Origin of the sequence: Kribbella sp. NPDC048928 (assembly GCF_043197975.1) — a bacterium.
In the GTDB taxonomy this organism is placed as follows: Bacteria; Actinomycetota; Actinomycetes; order Propionibacteriales; family Kribbellaceae; genus Kribbella.
Window position 1 is genome coordinate 381918 of record NZ_JBICUC010000002.1, and the last position, 16883, is coordinate 398800.

A 16883-nucleotide genomic window follows, 5' to 3' on the forward strand; every position below is an offset into this window, starting at 1 on the left:
CCCAACCAGCACCGCCCAGCCAGCACCGCGCAGCCGAGGAGCGTGTCCCCGATGAAGGCAAACCTGCGACCCAGCCGGCACCCTGTTGATCAGGTCCTGCCCCCAGGCAAGCTCGCGGTGTACGGAGCGCAGCACGTGCTGGCGTTCTACGCCGGCGCGGTGATCGTGCCGATCCTGCTCGCCAGTTCGATCGGGCTCAGCACCGAGCAGCTCATCCACCTGATCAACGCGGACCTGTTCACCTGCGGCATCGCGTCCATCATCCAGTCGGTCGGCTTCTGGAAGGTCGGCGTCCGGCTGCCGCTGCTGCAGGGCGTCACGTTCACGGCGGTGTCGCCGATGATCGCGATCGGGCTCGCGGCCGGTGGTGGTACCAACGGTCTGCTGGTGATCTACGGCGCCGTGCTGGTCGCGGGCCTCGCCACCTTCTTCATCGCGCCGTACTTCAGCAAGCTGATCCGGTTCTTCCCGCCGGTCGTCACCGGTTCGGTGATCACGATCATCGGGCTAGCACTGCTACCGGTCGCGGCTGGGGATGCAGTCGGCGGCGCGGGGCCGACCGCTGCGCCGACGAGCGGCAAGAACATGGCGTACGCGCTCGGCACGCTCGCGCTGATCGTGTTGATCCAGCGCGTGTTCAAAGGGTTCATGGCCACCATCGCCGTACTGGTCGGCCTGGTCGCCGGCACGCTCGTCGCCTGGGCGTTCGGCGACGCGCACTTCGGCGCGGTGCACGACGCGGCCTGGGTCGGCGTGACGCAGCCGTTCTACTTCGGCTGGCCGAAGTTCTCGGTGGCGGCGATCATCTCGATGGTCGTGGTCATGCTGATCACCGCGGTGGAGACGACCGGTGACGTGTTCGCGACCGGCGAGATCGTCGAGAAGCGGATCGGCCGCGCCGACATCGCCCGGGCGTTACGTGCCGACGGGCTGGCGACCACGATCGGCGGCATCTTCAACTCTTTCCCGTACACCTGCTTCGCGGAGAACGTCGGCCTGGTCCGGCTCACCCGCATCCGCAGCCGCTGGGTGGTCGCGGCCGCGGGCGGGTTCATGATCCTGATCGGGTTGCTGCCGAAGGCCGGCGCGATCGTGGCCGGCGTACCGCATCCGGTGCTCGGCGGCGCGGCGCTGGCGATGTTCGCCACGGTTGCCGTGGTCGGGTTCCAGACGCTGGCGAAGGTCGACTTCCACGACCACCGGAACGTGGTGATCGTCGCGACCAGCGTCGGGCTGGCCATGTACGTGACCGCGCAGCCGCAGGTCGCGCAGGCGGTGCCGGACTGGGCCGAGATCATCTTCGGCAGCGGAATCACGCTCGGCAGCCTGACCGCGATCGGCCTGAACCTGCTGTTCCACCACGTCGGCAAGAACTTCGGCCCGGCGGTCGCGGGACAACCCGGCGACTCGATCCGGCTCGACCAGGTGAACAAGATGACGCGCGACGAGTTCGTCGAGACCTTCGGCGACCTGTTCCAGGGGCCGCGGTGGGCCGTCGAGCGCGCCTGGGACCTGCGGCCGTACGGGGACACGCACGCGCTTAGGCGCTCGTTCCAGGAGGCGTTGTTCTCCGGGTCCCGCGAGGAGCAGCTCGAGCTGATCAAGGCGTACCCGCAGCTCGGGTCGCAGTTCGTGGCCGACGGGCTCAGCGGCGAGGCGTCGCTGCGCGACCAGTCCGACAAGGGGCTGACGTTCCTCGGCGATCCGGAACGCGACCAGCTCACCGCGATCACGTCGGCGTACGAGGACCGCTTCGGGTTCCCGCTGGTGATCTCGGTGCGGGACGCCGAGTCGTACGAGCGGATCGTCGAGCAGGGCCGCGAACGACTGGAGAACTGCGACAACCAGGAGCACGCCGCCGCACTGCTCGAGATCGCGAAGATCGCCGGCTACCGCTTCGACGACTTCGTCTCCGACGCCAACCCGATCCACAGCGCCCGCACCCGATGGAGCACCAACCGATGACCACTCAAGCCCTCAGGGCTCCCGCACTGACCGTGAACGGCGAGGTCACCCCGATCGGGGACATCTCCGTCCACACCACCGTCCTGGACTGGCTGCGCGACCGCGGACTCACCGGCGCCAAGGAGGGGTGCGCCGAAGGTGAGTGCGGCGCCTGTTCCGTGCTGGTTGCCCGTCCTGGCACCTCCTCGGCAACCGAGTGGACAGCCGTGAACGCCTGCCTGCTCCCCGTCGCCTCCCTGGACGGCCAGGAACTAGTCACCGCCGAGGGCCTGGGCACCGCCGCCGTCCTGCACCCGGTCCAGAAGGAAATGGCAGTCCGCGGAGGATCCCAATGCGGCTTCTGCACCCCCGGCTTCATCTGCAGCATGGCCGCCGAGTACTACCGCCCCCACCGAACCTCAACCCCCACCGAGCATCACCCGGTCGGCGCTGGGGACCATGAGTGTGGGGCGAATGGGTTTGATCTGCACTCGTTGAGTGGGAACTTGTGCCGGTGCACGGGGTATCGGCCGATCAAGGACGCTGCTTATGCGCTGGAGGAGCCGGCAGAGAACGACGCGCTCGCCGTACGCCGCAACTCGCCCCCACCTGCGCCCGCGGCGACCGGCATGGTCTCGAGCGAAGGTGAGTTCCTCCGCCCACCCACGCTACAAGCTGCGCTGGCCGTTCTGAGTGAGCGAGACGACGCAGTAGTGGTCGCCGGTTCGACCGACCTCGGCGTGCAGTTGAACATCTTCGGCTCGCGCCCGCCGCTCACGATCGCGATCGACCGGCTGGAGGAGCTGCGCGAGTTCACCTTCGCGCCGGACGAGGTGCGGTTGGGCGCGGCACTGACCTTGACCGAGATCGAACGCCTACTCAGCGGCCGGGTCCCCTTGCTCGCCCAACTCTTCCCGCAGTTCGCCTCGCGTCTGATCCGGAACGGCGCCACCATCGGCGGAAACCTCGGCACCGGATCACCCATCGGAGACACCCCTCCCGCCCTCCTCGCGCTGGATGCGAGCCTGGTCCTCGCATCACAGCGGGGTGAGCGGGTAGTGCCGTTGGCCGACTACTTCACCGGCTATCGACAGACGGTCCGCTCCGCCGACGAGCTGATCAAGACGATCATCCTTCCGTTGCCCCTGGCACCAATGACAGCCTTCCACAAGATCGCCAAGCGACGCTTCGACGACATCTCGAGCGTAGCGATCGGGTACGCCATCACCGTTGCCGACGGCACCATTCAGGACGCGAAGATCGGCCTGGGCGGCGTCGCAGCCACCCCGCTGCGCGCCCGCAGTACCGAAGCAGCCCTGATCGGCAAGCCCTGGAGCGAGCAGACCGTACGCACCGCTGCCGCGCTGATGGCCGCGGAGGGTACGCCGATGGACGACCACCGCGCGAGCTCGTCGTACCGCGCCGCGATGCTCGGCCAGTCGTTGTTGCGCTTCTACTTCAAGGAGGTCGAAGCATGAGCCACCTGTCGGAGCGGCCGCTGCAGCCCGTGGTCGGCGTACCGATGCCACACGAGAGCGCCGCGCTGCATGTCACCGGAACGGCCTTATATACAGACGATCTGGTGATGCGTACCCGCGACGTACTGCATGCATGGCCGGTGCAGTCCCCCCACGCGCACGCGCGAGTGACAGCGCTGCGCGTCAAGCCGGCGTACGACGTGCCCGGAGTCGTTCGGGTGCTGACCGCGGACGACGTACCGGGCGTGAACGACGCGGGCGTGAAGCACGACGAGCCGCTGTTCCCCGGCGAGGTGATGTTCAACGGGCATGCAGTGTGCTGGGTGCTGGCCGACACGCTGGAGGCGGCGCGACTCGGGTCGCTGGCGGTCGAGGTCGAGTACGAGCCGCTGCCGTCGTTGGTGACCGTGCCCGAGGCGATCGAGGCCGGGAGCTTCCAGGGCATTGGGCGTCGCCTTGAGCACGGCGACGTGGACGGAGCGCTTACCGCGGCTGCATACGTATTCACCGGTGAGTTCGAGTTCGCCGGGCAGGAGCATTTCTATCTGGAGACGCATGCGGCGTTGGCCCAGGTGGACGAGTACGGGCAGATCTTCGTGCAGTCGAGTACGCAGCATCCCTCGGAGACGCAGGAGATCGTCGCGCATGTGCTCGGGCTCGCGAGTCACTCGGTGACCGTGCAGTGCTTGCGGATGGGCGGGGGCTTCGGCGGCAAGGAGATGCAGCCGCACGGGTTCGCCGCGATCGCTGCGCTGGGCGCGACGCTGACGGGGCGGCCGGTGCGGTTGCGGCTGAACCGGACGCAGGACATGACGATGTCGGGCAAGCGGCACGGGTTCCACTCGACGTGGCGGGTCGGCTTCTCCGACGACGGTCGCCTGGTCGCGCTGGACGCCACGCTGACCGCGGACGGTGGCTGGAGCCTCGATCTGTCCGAGCCGGTGCTCGCGCGGGCGATGTGCCACATCGACAACGCGTACGAGATCCCGCACGTGCGCGTCGACGGACGGATCGCGAAGACCAACAAGACGTCGCAGACCGCGTTCCGCGGGTTCGGCGGGCCGCAGGGGATGCTCGTGATCGAGGACATCCTCGGGCGCTGCGCCCCGCTGCTCGGGTACGACGCCGCGGAACTGCGTCGGCGGAACTTCTACCAACCGGGCGATTCCACTCCGTACGGGCAACCCGTCCGGCACGCGGACCGACTCGAATCGTGCTGGTCGCAGGTCCTCGCCAACGGGGACGTTGCCCGGCGGCAGGCTGAGGTAGCGGAGTTCAACGCCGCGCACGAGCACGTGAAGCGTGGGCTGGCGCTGACGCCGGTGAAGTTCGGGATCTCGTTCAACCTGACGGCGTTCAACCAGGCCGGTGCGCTGGTGCATGTCTACAAGGACGGGTCGGTCCTGATCAACCACGGCGGCACCGAGATGGGCCAAGGCCTGCACACGAAGATGCTGCAGGTCGCCGCCACGACTCTCGGCGTACCGCTGGAGCGGGTCCGCCTGGCGCCGACGCGGACCGACAAGGTGCCGAACACCTCCGCGACCGCCGCGTCCTCGGGCGCCGACCTGAACGGGGCGGCGATCAAGAACGCCTGCGAGCAGATCCGCGAGCGGCTGGCGCAGGTGGCCGGCGGGAAGCTCGGGATCAGCCCGTCCGACGTGCGGTTCGTGAACGGCATCGTCCGCGGGCTCTCCGGCGACGGCCTGCCGTGGAACGAACTCGTTGGGATGTCCTACATGCAGCGGGTGCAGTTGTGGGCGGCCGGGTTCTACCGTACGGAAGGTCTGCACTGGGACGCGAACGCGATGCGCGGCGAGCCGTTCAAGTACTTCGCGTACGGGGTGGCCGCATCGGAGGTCGAGGTCGACGGATTCACCGGTGCGTACACGTTGCGGCGTGTCGACATCGTGCACGACGTCGGCGACAGCCTGAGCCCGTTGATCGACATCGGGCAGATCGAGGGCGGGTTCGTGCAGGGCGCCGGGTGGTTGACGCTCGAGGACCTGCGTTGGGACTCGAGCACCGGCGAGCGCCGCGGCCGGCTGTCCACGCAGGCGGCGTCGACCTACAAGCTCCCGAGCTTCTCGGAGATGCCCGAGGTCTTCAACGTCACGCTTCTCGAGAAGGCGCACGAGGATGGTGCTGTCTACGGATCCAAAGCAGTTGGTGAGCCCCCGCTCATGCTCGCCTTCTCGGTCCGCGAGGCCCTGCGCCAAGCAGCCGCAGCTTTCGGGCCACCTAACACCAGCGTCGATCTCCCCTCGCCCGCAACCCCCGAATCCGTTTACTGGGCGATCGAGAAGGCCCGGGGAGGTCTCTCATGGAGTGGGTGAAGGCCGTTCAGCGGTTGCGGGCGGGGCGTCGTGCAGGCGTACTCGTAACTGTGTTGTCCGTACGTGGGCATGCGCCTCGGGAGGCCGGGGCGAAGATGGTTGTTGCTGCCGACAGAGTTTGGGGGACGGTCGGCGGCGGCAACCTGGAGGCTCTGGGGGTGGAGCGCGCGCGGGAGCTGATCACCGAGGACGCGACGACTCCCGAGGTGTTGACGGCGGCGTTGTCCGACAAGGCGCCGTACCAGCATGGGGTTCAGTGCTGCGGTGGTGAGGTGGAGCTCTTGCTGGAACCGTTGCCCGTGGTGCCGTCCGTCGCGATCTTCGGCGTCGGGAACGTCGGGCTCGAGCTGGCGCGGATCCTCGCGCGGCACGACCTCGAGCTGCATCTGGTCGACTCCCGCGCGGATCAACTGACATCGGAGCGGCTAGCGGTGCTCGCCGACGCGGTCGCGCAGGTGTACGTCCACAACGTTCCCGTACTCCCAGAGCTCGTCGTCGGCGAACTCCCGCCCGGTACGCACGCCGTCATCATGACCCACGACCACGCGGAGGACGCCGCCCTTTGTGACGCGGCGATCCGCAACGACCAGCTGGCGACGATCGGCCTGATCGGGTCCAGCGCCAAGTGGACCCGCTTCCAACGCAAACTCGCCGAGGACGGCAACCCCCCCGAAGCGATCGCGCGCATCACCACCCCGATCGGCATCCCCACCATCCGCGGCAAACAACCAGCTGTGATCGCCCTCAGCGTCACCGCCTGGCTCCTCGAACGCTTCACCGAACAAGCGACCACCCCCGCATCCCCTGCTGGGCGGGCTTCTGATGTATCTGCCGTGCGGCTTCCCGTCGCGGCTCGTCCTGCCGAGCGTCGCCCTGCGCCGGCTCAAAGTAAGGCGCAAGCATGACCCTCTACCGTGGCACGTTCATCGACACCCCGGAGAACCCGTTCGCGGGCGCCGGCCTGCGGGTCGGTACGGACACCGGCCTGCTCGTCGAGGACGGCCTGATCGTTGCTCGAGGCCCCTTCGCGGACCTCCGCCAGGCGCACCCCGCCGAGCAGGTGGTGGATCTGCGCGACGGCGTCGTACTCCCGGGATTCGTCGACACCCACGTGCACTTCCCGCAGATCCGCGCGGTCGGCGGGCTCGGCCTCCCGCTGCTCGAATGGCTCGACCGGTACGCCCTCCCCGAGGAAGCCCGGATGGCCGACGTCGCGTACGCAACCAGCGTCGCCAACGAATTCGTCCGCGGACTCGCAGCCGCCGGTACGACGTCCGCGCTCGTCTTCGGCGCGCACTACGCCGACGCGGTCGACGCACTCTTCAGCGCAGCGGCCCAGGTCGGCCTGCGCATCACCAGCGGCCTCGTCCTGAGCGACAGGCTGCTGCGCCCGGAGCTCCTGACCACGCCGGTCCGCGCGTACGCGGAGTCGCTCGCCCTCGCGAACCGCTGGCACGGCGTCGGCCGCAACCGGTACGCGGTGACGCCCCGCTTCTCCCTCTCCTGCACCGACGAACTCCTCGCGACCTGCCGGGAACTCATGGACGCGATTCCCGGCGCGCTCTTCACGTCCCACGTGAACGAGAACGAGGCCGAGATCGCGACGGTCGCCGACCTGTTCGGGGGCAGCGACTACGTGACGACGTACGACCGGCATGGCCTGGTGGATCGCCGTACCGTGCTCGCCCACAACGTGCACCCGACGGACGTGGAGCTCAAGACGCTCGCCTCCAGCGGCGCCACGGTCGCGCACTGCCCGACGAGCAACGCCGCGCTCGGGAGCGGCCTATTCCCGCTGACGCGGCACCTGCAGTACGGCGTACGCGTCGCGCTCGGGTCCGACGTCGGCGCCGGCACGGGCTTCTCGCTCCTCAAGGAGGGTCTGCAGGCGTACTTCTGCCAGCAACTCCAAGGCGACCAAGGCCGGCCCCTCACCGCGGCGCACCTCCTCTACCTGGCCACCACCGCCGGCGCCGACGCCCTGGACCTCCCCCAGGTCGGCCACCTCTCTGTAGGCCACCACTTCGACGCCCAACTCCTCCGCCCCGCCGAAGGCTCGCCCCTGGCCGTAGCCATCACCCACGCCGAAGACACTGAAGAAGCCCTGGCCCGAATCTTCACCCTAGGCACCCCCACCGACATCCAAGCCGTCTGGCTCAACGGCACCCTCCTCCACTGACCACCCCCGCCCGCCGGTGACTGGCGACAGGCAATTGCCGCTTCCCTGGCGCACATGTGGGTCCGGAGAACCGGTTATCCACTCGCGTTGAGGGTTCTTCGCCGGCCTGAACGCGGAGAACCCCCACCACGAACGGATCTCTGCTCGCGTTGTGGGTTCTCTGCTCGCGTGCGAGCGAAGAACCCTCAAGAGCAGCGGATATCCATCCTGCTGACGCAGATGTGGACGCACGCCCGCCGGCCCTCAACGTGCCGGCCCGCCTGTCCGCCCGGAGTTCTCGACCCGCCGGCCGGCGTGCTGCTTCACGTTGTCGTCGAGTCGTGGATCCCGGCGGCGAAATCCGGCCGATTGCAGCCTCGACCCACGACTCGGCGATCCGGGGTCCAGCCAAACGCCACGACTCGGCGCAATGGGGAGGGGCGGGTGCTCCGAGTCACGTCCATCTGTCGCACCGCCCGGGATCGGGGTGATCAGCACCCACACATCGAACAGAAGAACCGCAATTGCCTATCGCAGTCCCCTTTTGCACAGGCGGTCCTCACGCCACCTCACGCCACCTCACGCCACCTCTCGGCCCCTCTCGGCCCCTCTCGGCCCCTCTCGGCCCCTCTCGGCCAGTACGTGCGTCCGCTCCCGCGCCGTACTTCAGTGCGCCGTCGAACTCGACCACTAGCGTCCCGGCCAGCGAGAAGTCGGCCCTGCCGATCACTCGGCCCGATTCGTCCCGGATCTCCGCCTGACGCGTGAACCACCCGCCCCTGCAGTCAGCTGAAGAGCGTGGCTTGGGTTCGGGCGGTGGCTGCGGCCAGGGCTGGTGCGTCGGCGGTTTGGAGTACGTCGTGTTGTACGACGGGGCGGCCGTTGGCCAGGAGCAGTGCTAGGGGTGGGGGCGTGGAGAGGGCCAGGGCTGCGATCGGGTCGGGGATGCCTGCGTGCGGGAGGCCGGTGAGGTCCCAGAGGGCCAGGTCGGCTTGTTTGCCGGGTTCCAGGGAGCCGATGTCGTCGGAGCGGCCGAGGATGCGGGCGCCGTCGAGGGTCGCCATTTCGAGGGCGTCGCGGACCGTCAGTGCTTGCGGGCCGCCGCGGGCGCGGGCGAAGAGGAGGGCGTGCCGGAGCTCCTCGATCAGGCTGCCGGATTCGTTGCTCGCGGCACCGTCCACGCCGAGCCCCACGGGCGACCCGGCGGCGCGGAGGTCTGCCGTACGGGCGATGCCGGCGCCGAGGCGGGCGTTCGAGCTCGGGCAGTGCGCCACGCCCGTACCCGTACCGCCCAGATGCTTGATCTCCGCGTCGTCGAAGTGGATGCCGTGCGCGAACCACACGTCCGGCCCGGTCCACCCGAGCTGGTCAGCGTACTCGAGCGGCGTGCAGCCGTACGTCTCCCGGCACCATGAAGTCTCGTCGGTCGTCTCGGCCAGGTGCGTGTGCATCCGTACGCCGCGACGCCGCGCGAGCTCGGCCGACTCGCGCATCAGCTCACCACTCACGCTGAACGGCGAACAAGGGGCGACCACGATCTGCAGCATCGAGTTCGGTGACGGATCGTGCCAGCGGTCGATCGCGGTCTCGGTCGCGGCGAGGATCTCGTCGCGGTCCTCGACCACCGAGTCCGGCGGCAACCCGCCGTCCTTCTGACCGCGATCCATCGACCCACGCGCCGGGTGGAAGCGCAGTCCGATCTCCTGCGCGGCAGCGATCTCCGCCGCGAGCAGATCGCCGCCAGATCGCGGGAAGACGTAGTGGTGGTCCGCCACCGTCGTACAGCCGGTCAGTGCTAGTTGTGCTAGCGCTGCTCGCGCGGCGACGTACACGGTCTCCTCGGAGATCCGCGCCCAGACCGGATACAGCGTCGTCAGCCACTCGAAGAGCGTCGCATCCGCGGCGAGGCCGCGGGTTACCCACTGGTACAGGTGCTGGTGGGTGTTGACGAACCCCGGTGTGACCACGCACCCGCGCCCGTCCAGCACGCGAGCATCGGCGTACGTCGGCGCAGGCCCGGGATCGACCGCTACCAAGCGATTGCCCTCGGCAACCACGTGGCCGACGAACTCGCGCCGGTCCGGATCGAGGGTCGCCACGTGGGCGCCCTCGATCACGATCCGGGGCATCAGCAGAAGCCGGCGATGTTGGTCCAGGCGCTGCCGGCGTCGCTCGCGTCGTCCCGCGTCACGGTCGCCTCGATCAGCCCGTACGGACGGTCCGCGGCGACGAACACCTCGCCCGGGTTCTCCACGCCGAAGGGAGCGAGGTCGACCAGGAAGTGGTGCTTGTTCGGCGCCGAGAACTTGATCTCGGCAACCTCCGGGTGCTGCTCGAGCACCGCCTGCCCCATGCCGTACAGGGTCTGCTGCAGCGCCAGGCTGTGGATCTTCGCGAACTGCTCCAGGAGCAGCGCCTTGATCCCGGCGTACGACTTGTCCCAGTCGACATCGGTGTGGTCGTAGCGCCAGCGGGCGATCAGCGACGTCGCGAGGATCCGGTCGTTCGTCTCCGCCAGCGTCGTGTACTCGTCCTTCAGGAAGCCGTGGAACTCCGAGCCGGTCGACTTCAGTACGACGAGATCGCTGATCCCGGAGACGACGTACGCCTTCCGCCCGGCACCGCGCCCGTCGATGTTGACGACCGTGTTCCGGACGCTGCCACCGGTCCGTACGAAGGCGTGGTCATGCTCCTGGCCGTCGGCAACGATCCGCTCCCAGGCGTACTCCTCGACCTCGATCCGCGCGCCCGCGGCAGCCGGCGACGCCTCCAGGAAGCGGTCGCCGAGGGTCAGCGCGTAGTCCTCGATCGCGCCGACGCCCTTCTGCTTCGCGAACGCGAACGCGGTGTTCTTCTGGGTGTCGGTAGGCAGCACGTCGGCCTGGTCGCCGGTCGTGTGCGCGGCCTCGAAGTTGCCGCGCAGGGCGGTCGACACGTTCAGGTCGCGGATCTGGTGCCGGGGCGTGTCGCGGTAGATGCGGACGACGCGGCTCTCGGCCTTGCCGTACTGGTTGGCTCCCAGGTGGATGGCCATCTCGGATCAGCTCCCTCGGTAGGTGGAAAACGCGAACGGGCTGAGCAGCAGGGGGACGTGGTAGTGCCGCTCGTCGGCGACCGTGAAGGTCACGGAGACCTCGGGAAAGAAGATGTCCTGGCCGGTGGCTTCCGCGTACGCCGCGACGTCGAACCAGAGCCGGTACGTCGCCTGCTCCAACGTTTGCGCAAGCTCGCCGATCCGGCCGTCCTGGTCGGTCGTACCGGAGGCTTCGAGGACGTCGCCCCGATAGAGCCGGACCGGAACCCCCTGCGCCGGCAGGCCGAGTGCGGTGTCGAGCACGTGAGTACTGAGGCTGCTCATGCAATCACCACCTTGGTCAGCCGGAGCAGCGCGATCTTGCGCAGCTCCTCGTGGACGACGGACGCCTCGGTCGCGTCGTCGTGCGTGAGACGGGTCTGCAGGCTGGTCAGCATCTGCTCGGCGGACAAGCCCGTGGCGCAGATCAGGAACACCCGGCCGAAGCGGTCCTCGTACTGACGGTTGCCGTCGGCAAGTGCCTGGCGTACGTCGGGGCGATCGTCAACGCCCGACTGCTCGGACCGGGACCAGGCGGCCTCGGTGCTTGCGCCTTGCGGCCGGTCGCCGATCCGCGGATGCGCCTGGAGGGCCCGATCGACCTCGTCGTCGTCGAGCTCCCGCAGCACCTGGTCGGCCAGCGCGGTCAGTGCGGCACGATCGCCGTACGGCCGCTTGGCCAGGATCGCGTCCACCCAGCGGGGTACGTCGCAGCAGGCCGCCAGCGCCGGCCGCAGCCGGTCGGCCGGAGTGGAGTTGAACTCCTCCAGGTCCACGATCACACCTTCTCGAATCCCGAAACCAACTTTCCGTATGACGAGAGGGTGACATCCGGCGCCGCTGTCGTCAACAGTTTGTTGAAGTTGCTGGACCGCCAGGCAGGCAGAACCCACCAAAACAGGCTGTTTTCACCCCGAAAGGCAGACTTCTGCCTGCATGGAGATCCACCAGCCACCGCGAGCGCGATCACCAGGCACGAGCGGGGCGCGGTTAGCGGGCGATCACCGAGCGGGGGCGCGGTTAGCGGGTGGGGGCGCGGGTGGGGGCGCGGTGGGCGGGCGCGGTAGGCGGGCGCGGTAGGCGGGCGCGGTCAGCGGGCGCGGTCAGCGGGCGCGGATGGAGGCGCGGTCAGCGGGCGCGGTTCAGGTAGTTGTAGACGGTGAAGCGGGTGACGCCGAGCGCCTCGGCGACGGTCTCCGCCGACTTCCGGTACTCGAACGCGCCACGAGCCTCCAGCAGCAGGACGGCCTGCTGCTTGTCGTGCCGCGAGAGCTCCCGCAACGGCCCACCCAGCTCGCCCGCAACCTCCGCCAACAACCCCTGCACCCCACCCTCGCCCACCCGCGGGCCGCCGTCGGCGGTATTGCCGGCCGCCGTCCCCGCCGCTTGCCGAGCAGAACCGCCCACGGCCCTTCCAGCCGCCTTCCCGGCGGGACCGCCGGCCGCCCTACCCGCATCTTTCCCCGCGGGACCACCGCCCGCCTCGGCGCCAGTTGGCTGCTCGGTGGGGAGGCGGATGGTTACTACGGACTTGCCTTCCCATTCGAGGGTGATGTCGTCTGGGGCGGCTTCGCTGGGGTCGAGTAGTTCGGCGTTCAGGCGGTCGACCAATGGGGCGATCGCCTGGGCGAGGGGATGTGGTTCAGGCATCGCGGCGTACCTGCAGGGTCACCTGACTGGCGCCGCCGGCAAACGCCGCCTCGAGCACCTTCGGCAGTGCAGGCAGCAGCAGGTGCTGCTCACCGCTGACCTGCGTCCCGAGCGGACCGAACTCACACTCGAGCCCAGCCTCCTCCGCCGCCCGGAGCGCCTCGGTGGCATGTGCGGGCGGTGAGCCCTTCACATCGAACGGCTCCGTGGTGAACTCCGCAACCAGTCGCATACCGCGAGGCTAGGCTCGCCGCGCCAGTTTCGCGAGGCCTGTGGTGTTGAACTCGGTTGTGTCGATCGCGCCGCAGTCCATGCCGCGCAGGACGAAGGCGGCGAGGGCGGTCGCGGTGGCCGGCTCGTCGAGGTACCCCGACTCGCCGTCGCCGAGGTACGCCCGCAACCGCAGCGCGGCCTGGTCGAAGCCTTCGCGATAGAAGGCGTACGTCGCAGCGAAACGGGTCGGGAGCTGCGCAGGATGCATGTCCCAGCCCTGATAGATCGCACGCGCGAGCGAGCGACGTACCAGCCGGAAATGCAGCTGCCACGCGTCGTGGACCGCGTCGCCGACCGGGAGAACGTTGGTCGAACCATCGGATACGAACACGCCGGTGCCGGCCGCGGCGAGCTGCATGACGTCCTTCGCGTGGTCCGCGACCGGATGCTCCATGCTCTGGTACGCGGCCGCAACACCGAGCGAGGCGGAGTAGTCGTACGTCCCGTAGTGCAGCCCGGTCACGCGCCGGCCGCCTGCCTTGATCATCCGGGCGATCAGCGCCGTACCGTCGGAACCGAGGATCGCCTGCGGCGTCTCGACCTGGATCTCGAACTGCAGCTCCGGCAGACCGTGCTTGCGTTCGAGGGTCTCCAGGACGTACACCATCGCCTCGACCTGCTCGACCGATGTCACCTTGGGGAGCGTGACGACGAGGCCCTCGGTCGTCTGCAGGTGTTCGAGGAAGAGGTCGAGAGTACGGACCCCGCGGCGTCTGGTTGGTGCCTCCAACGATTTGATGCGGAGACCGTAGTACGGGGTCTGTCGGGGGATCTGCGCTGCAGCGATGGCCGCGGCGTCCTCCTCGTCGTCGGGACGGTTGCCGTAGCCGTCTTCGAAGTCGATCCGGAGGTCCTCGATCGGCTCCCGCTCGAGCTTGGCCCGCACCCGGTCGTACACGCCGTCCGGCAGGTCCAAGACCTTCGGGAAGTCCGGGTACTCGTCGAGTGCTGCGCGCGCCTCCGCACCCCAATCCGCGACCGTGCGTACGTCGTACCGATCGGCAGGGACGTAGGCGGTGTGCACGGGCTGCCGCACTCCGCGGTCACCGCGGTAGTCGGCGGTCAGCGCCGCGTCCGCGGCCGCCAGCCGGCGGTCGAGCTCGGTGGTCAGGTCATCCACAGTGGCCTCCATTTCCGTATTGCGGAGACTATTATCTACTTCGCGGAATATACAACCGTTCATACTTCCGGGATCTGGCGCTAAACTTCCGTGATCCGGAAAGGTGGAGGACATGGCGGAGACGAACAGCAAGGGCCGCACCGGCGGCGTGCAGTCGATCGAGCGGGCCTTCGGGCTGCTCGAGACGATGGCCGACGCGGGCGGCATGATGGGTCTGTCCCAGCTGGCCGCCGCCTCCGGGCTGCCGCTGCCGACGATCCACCGGCTGGTCCGTACGCTCGTCGACCTCGGGTACCTGCGCCAGGAGCCGTCCCGGCAGTACGTGCTCGGTCCGAAGCTGATCCGGCTGGGCGAGAGTTCGTCGCACATGCTCAGTGTGTTCGCGCGGCCGCATCTGGCGCGACTGGTCGACGAGCTCGGCGAGTCCGCGAACATGGCGATGCTGGACGGCGATCAGATCGTGTACCTCGCGCAGGTGCCGTCGCGGCACTCGATGCGGATGTTCACCGAGGTCGGGCGCCGCGTGCTGCCGCACTGCACCGCGGTCGGCAAGGCGATCCTGGCGGGATTCCCGGACGCCGAGGTCCGCGAGCTCCTGCGACGTACTGGCATGCCGCAGCACACCGAGAACACGATCACCACGCCCGACGCCTTCACCGCTCAGCTCCATGAGGCGGACGAGCAGGGCTACGCCATGGACGAGGGCGAGCAGGAGCTAGGCGTCCGCTGCGTCGCCGTGGCCGTTCCCGACGCCCCGTCCCACCTGGCCATCTCCATCTCCGGCCCCGCCGGCCGCATGACCGAACCCCTCGTGGAACAAGCCATCCCCCTCCTCACCCAAGCCGCCAAATCCCTCTCCGAAGACCTCCACTAAACCGGCAACCGAAGCACGCAAAACTCGTTCCCGTCGGGGTCAGCCAGCACGTGCCAAGTCCAGCCTGCCTCGGTCACCGGTACGTCGGTCAGCCGCCGCGCCCCGAGCGCACACACCCGCGCAACCTCCGCGTCCAGGTCCGCCGTCCGGAGATCCAGATGCACGCGGTTCTTGCCGCGCTTCGCGTCGCTCACCTGCTGCAGCAGCACCTCGACCCCGGCACCGTCAGGCGGCACCAGGCTGAGATAGACGTCCGGTTCGCCGCGGCGCACGTAACCCAGCACGCCTGTCCAGAACGCCGCCGCCCGGTCCAGGTCTGCTACGTCGACTACGACGGCTAGCTCGCCGTGGGAGTAGGTCATGGGGCGTAGGTGCGCCAGCGTTCGGTTAGTTGGTAGCCGAGGGACTGGTTGGCTTGGAGGCTGGCTTTGTTGACGGCGGCGCCGCCGGTGCTGAAGCGGGTGATGCCGATGTCGAGGAAGGCGAGGATCGAGGCGGCCTTGACCGCCTGCCCGACGCCGCGCCTGCGGTACTGCGCCAGTACCGAGGTGAACGCGGTGTCGCCATGCCCGTCGTACTCGCGGATGACCGTGGCGCCGACCAGGCGATTGCCGTCGAAGGCGCCGAAGACGCGGTTCCCCGGCCAGAGCGCCTGGACCTTCGCGAGATCGCCGACGTCGTGGTGCGTCGCCGGCGTGTCCGGGTAGTCGGGCTCGTTGGTCTTCTCGAGGGTGTGCAGCGCGGCTGCAGACTCCGGCCCGAGCTCGCGGACGGTCAGGCCGCCCGCGGTCGCCCGCCGTACCGCGGACTCCAGCAGGTCACGGTCGGGGTCGTGGAGCCGGACGGCCCAGGACTCGGCGACCACGCGGTACCCAGCTGCCTCCAACTCGGCGCACCGCGGGTCGCCTTCCTGAACGATCTCGTAATCAGCCACCTGGTGATTGTCAGCCAAGCTTGCGCAGCAACGGAAGGACATCCTCGGTGAACTGGGTCAGGAACCGCTCCTGATCGTTCCCCGGACCATGGACGACGAAGTGGTTGAAGCCGGCCTCGAGGTACGGCTGGAACTGCTTCACGACCTCCTCCGGATCCGACGCCACGATCCAGCGCTTGGCGACCTGCTCGATCGGCAGCTCGTCGGCGAGCCGCTCCATCTCGGTCGCGCTCGTCACGCTGTGCTTCTGCTCGGGCGTCAGCGACAGCGGCGCCCAGAACCGCGTGTTCTCCAGCGCGGCGGCCGGGTCACGGTCGTACGAGACCTTGACCTCGAGCATCCGGTCGACGTCCTCGAACTTCTTGCCCGCCTTCTCGGCACCTTCGCGAACGGCTGGGATCAGCTTGTCGGTGTACAGCTCCATGCCCTTGCCGGACGTCGCGATGAACCCGTCACCGACCCGGCCGGCGTACTTCGCGACGAGCGGTCCACCCGCGGCGACGTACACCTTGAGCGGCGTCTCCGGACGGTCGTAGATGAACGCGTCGACGGTCTTGTAGTACGGCCCCTCGGAGCTGACCCCGTCCTTCGTCCACAGGTCGCGGATCAGCTGCACAGCCTCCCGCAGCCGCGCGAACCGCTCCTTGAACTCGGGCCACTCCATCCCCGACACGGCGATCTCGTTCAGCGCCTCGCCGGTGCCGACACCGAGCATGACACGCCCGGGATACAGCTCACCGAGCGTAGCGAACGCCTGCGCGATCACCGCCGGGTTGTACCGGAACGTCGGCGTCAGCACCGACGTACCGAGCAGCACCCGGGAGGTCCGCTCCCCGACCGCCGCCAGCCAGGCGAGCGCGAACGGGGCGTGCCCGCCCTCGTGCCGCCACGGCAGGAAGTGGTCCGACACGGTCACGCTGTCGAGCCCGAGCTCCTCGGCCCGAACGGAGTACTCCACCAACTCCCGTGGCCCGAACTGCTCCGCCGATGCCTTGTACCCGACCCGAATGCTCACCCTCTGCTCCAAACGTCGTCCACGCGTA

General features: G+C 68.8%; 16 protein-coding genes. 6 read left to right on the plus strand and 10 right to left on the minus strand.

Going from position 1 to position 16883, the window contains the following annotated elements; genetic code table 11:
* Nucleotides 1-51: 51 nt before the first annotated feature.
* The 5 genes from uraD (ACGFI6_RS08640) to guaD are packed head-to-tail and all read left to right on the plus strand — an operon-like array spanning nt 52 to nt 7937.
* Nucleotides 52-1965, plus strand: a complete 1914-nt coding sequence (gene uraD, locus ACGFI6_RS08640) for a 2-oxo-4-hydroxy-4-carboxy-5-ureidoimidazoline decarboxylase (protein ID WP_393116405.1) — start codon at nt 52-54, stop codon at nt 1963-1965.
* Nucleotides 1962-3422, plus strand: a complete 1461-nt coding sequence (locus ACGFI6_RS08645; protein ID WP_393116407.1) for a xanthine dehydrogenase small subunit — start codon at nt 1962-1964, stop codon at nt 3420-3422. Before uraD (ACGFI6_RS08640) ends, ACGFI6_RS08645 begins: the two co-directional genes overlap by 4 nt.
* Nucleotides 3419-5758: a xanthine dehydrogenase molybdopterin binding subunit gene (xdhB, locus tag ACGFI6_RS08650; RefSeq protein ID WP_393116409.1), complete on the plus strand. Its 2340-nt coding sequence runs from the start codon at nt 3419-3421 to the stop codon at nt 5756-5758. The genes ACGFI6_RS08645 and xdhB overlap by 4 nt, the downstream gene beginning before the upstream one ends.
* A complete protein-coding gene (gene xdhC, locus ACGFI6_RS08655; protein ID WP_393116411.1) occupies nt 5746-6663 on the plus strand; it encodes a xanthine dehydrogenase accessory protein XdhC in 918 nt (305 codons plus the stop codon). The genes xdhB and xdhC overlap by 13 nt, the downstream gene beginning before the upstream one ends.
* Nucleotides 6660-7937, plus strand: a complete 1278-nt coding sequence (gene guaD / locus ACGFI6_RS08660; RefSeq protein ID WP_393116413.1) for a guanine deaminase — start codon at nt 6660-6662, stop codon at nt 7935-7937. The genes xdhC and guaD overlap by 4 nt, the downstream gene beginning before the upstream one ends.
* A gap of 764 nt (nt 7938-8701) precedes the next feature.
* Here guaD and ACGFI6_RS08665 read toward each other — a convergent pair.
* From ACGFI6_RS08665 to ACGFI6_RS08695, 7 genes are all read right to left on the minus strand, one after another.
* The gene (locus tag ACGFI6_RS08665) at nt 8702-10045 is read right to left on the minus strand and encodes an 8-oxoguanine deaminase (RefSeq protein ID WP_393116414.1); all 1344 of its coding nucleotides are present in this window, start codon (nt 10043-10045) and stop codon (nt 8702-8704) included.
* Complete coding sequence (pucL, locus tag ACGFI6_RS08670; RefSeq protein ID WP_393116416.1) at nt 10045-10950, minus strand: factor-independent urate hydroxylase; 906 nt, start codon at nt 10948-10950, stop codon at nt 10045-10047. The genes ACGFI6_RS08665 and pucL overlap by 1 nt, the downstream gene beginning before the upstream one ends.
* Before the next feature lie 6 nt (nt 10951-10956).
* On the minus strand, nt 10957-11274 hold the full coding sequence (gene uraH, locus ACGFI6_RS08675) for a hydroxyisourate hydrolase (RefSeq protein ID WP_393116418.1): 318 nt from the start codon (nt 11272-11274) through the stop codon (nt 10957-10959).
* Nucleotides 11271-11765, minus strand: a complete 495-nt coding sequence (gene uraD / locus ACGFI6_RS08680) for a 2-oxo-4-hydroxy-4-carboxy-5-ureidoimidazoline decarboxylase (RefSeq protein WP_393116419.1) — start codon at nt 11763-11765, stop codon at nt 11271-11273. The genes uraH and uraD (ACGFI6_RS08680) overlap by 4 nt, the downstream gene beginning before the upstream one ends.
* 352 nt (nt 11766-12117) lie before the next feature.
* On the minus strand, nt 12118-12639 hold the full coding sequence (locus tag ACGFI6_RS08685; protein WP_393116421.1) for a helix-turn-helix domain-containing protein: 522 nt from the start codon (nt 12637-12639) through the stop codon (nt 12118-12120).
* Nucleotides 12632-12871, minus strand: coding sequence for a thiamine-binding protein (locus ACGFI6_RS08690; RefSeq protein ID WP_393116423.1), 240 nt, complete (start codon nt 12869-12871; stop codon nt 12632-12634). Before ACGFI6_RS08690 ends, ACGFI6_RS08685 begins: the two co-directional genes overlap by 8 nt.
* 9 nt (nt 12872-12880) lie before the next feature.
* On the minus strand, nt 12881-14032 hold the full coding sequence (locus tag ACGFI6_RS08695; protein ID WP_393116425.1) for a DUF6986 family protein: 1152 nt from the start codon (nt 14030-14032) through the stop codon (nt 12881-12883).
* A 112-nt stretch (nt 14033-14144) separates the two neighbouring features.
* Between ACGFI6_RS08695 and ACGFI6_RS08700 the strand changes: the two genes are divergently transcribed.
* Nucleotides 14145-14906, plus strand: coding sequence for an IclR family transcriptional regulator (locus ACGFI6_RS08700; protein ID WP_393116427.1), 762 nt, complete (start codon nt 14145-14147; stop codon nt 14904-14906).
* On the opposite strand, the gene ACGFI6_RS08705 is transcribed toward ACGFI6_RS08700, so the two are convergent.
* The 3 genes from ACGFI6_RS08705 to fgd are packed head-to-tail and all read right to left on the minus strand — an operon-like array spanning nt 14903 to nt 16855.
* Nucleotides 14903-15268 carry a VOC family protein gene (locus tag ACGFI6_RS08705; protein WP_393116429.1) on the minus strand — a complete coding sequence of 122 codons (366 nt, stop codon included), beginning with the start codon at nt 15266-15268 and terminating at the stop codon, nt 14903-14905. The genes ACGFI6_RS08700 and ACGFI6_RS08705 overlap by 4 nt on opposite strands.
* Nucleotides 15265-15840 carry a GNAT family N-acetyltransferase gene (locus tag ACGFI6_RS08710; protein WP_393116431.1) on the minus strand — a complete coding sequence of 192 codons (576 nt, stop codon included), beginning with the start codon at nt 15838-15840 and terminating at the stop codon, nt 15265-15267. The genes ACGFI6_RS08705 and ACGFI6_RS08710 overlap by 4 nt, the downstream gene beginning before the upstream one ends.
* A gap of 10 nt (nt 15841-15850) precedes the next feature.
* Nucleotides 15851-16855 carry a glucose-6-phosphate dehydrogenase (coenzyme-F420) gene (gene fgd / locus ACGFI6_RS08715; RefSeq protein ID WP_393116433.1) on the minus strand — a complete coding sequence of 335 codons (1005 nt, stop codon included), beginning with the start codon at nt 16853-16855 and terminating at the stop codon, nt 15851-15853.
* Nucleotides 16856-16883 lie beyond the last annotated feature (28 nt).

Excerpts from the sequence above, each read along its gene's own strand:
- uraD (WP_393116405.1), top strand. The coding sequence starts at position 52 with ATGAAGGCAAACCTGCGACCCAGCCGGCACCCTGTTGATCAGGTCCTG.
- ACGFI6_RS08645 (WP_393116407.1), top strand. The coding sequence starts at position 1,962 with ATGACCACTCAAGCCCTCAGGGCTCCCGCACTGACCGTGAACGGCGAG.
- xdhB (WP_393116409.1), top strand. The coding sequence starts at position 3,419 with ATGAGCCACCTGTCGGAGCGGCCGCTGCAGCCCGTGGTCGGCGTACCG.
- xdhC (WP_393116411.1), top strand. The coding sequence starts at position 5,746 with ATGGAGTGGGTGAAGGCCGTTCAGCGGTTGCGGGCGGGGCGTCGTGCA.
- guaD (WP_393116413.1), top strand. The coding sequence starts at position 6,660 with ATGACCCTCTACCGTGGCACGTTCATCGACACCCCGGAGAACCCGTTC.
- ACGFI6_RS08665 (WP_393116414.1), bottom strand. The coding sequence starts at position 10,045 with ATGCCCCGGATCGTGATCGAGGGCGCCCACGTGGCGACCCTCGATCCG.
- pucL (WP_393116416.1), bottom strand. The coding sequence starts at position 10,950 with ATGGCCATCCACCTGGGAGCCAACCAGTACGGCAAGGCCGAGAGCCGC.
- uraH (WP_393116418.1), bottom strand. The coding sequence starts at position 11,274 with ATGAGCAGCCTCAGTACTCACGTGCTCGACACCGCACTCGGCCTGCCG.
- ACGFI6_RS08685 (WP_393116421.1), bottom strand. The coding sequence starts at position 12,639 with ATGCCTGAACCACATCCCCTCGCCCAGGCGATCGCCCCATTGGTCGAC.
- ACGFI6_RS08690 (WP_393116423.1), bottom strand. The coding sequence starts at position 12,871 with ATGCGACTGGTTGCGGAGTTCACCACGGAGCCGTTCGATGTGAAGGGC.
- ACGFI6_RS08700 (WP_393116427.1), top strand. The coding sequence starts at position 14,145 with ATGGCGGAGACGAACAGCAAGGGCCGCACCGGCGGCGTGCAGTCGATC.
- ACGFI6_RS08705 (WP_393116429.1), bottom strand. The coding sequence starts at position 15,268 with ATGACCTACTCCCACGGCGAGCTAGCCGTCGTAGTCGACGTAGCAGAC.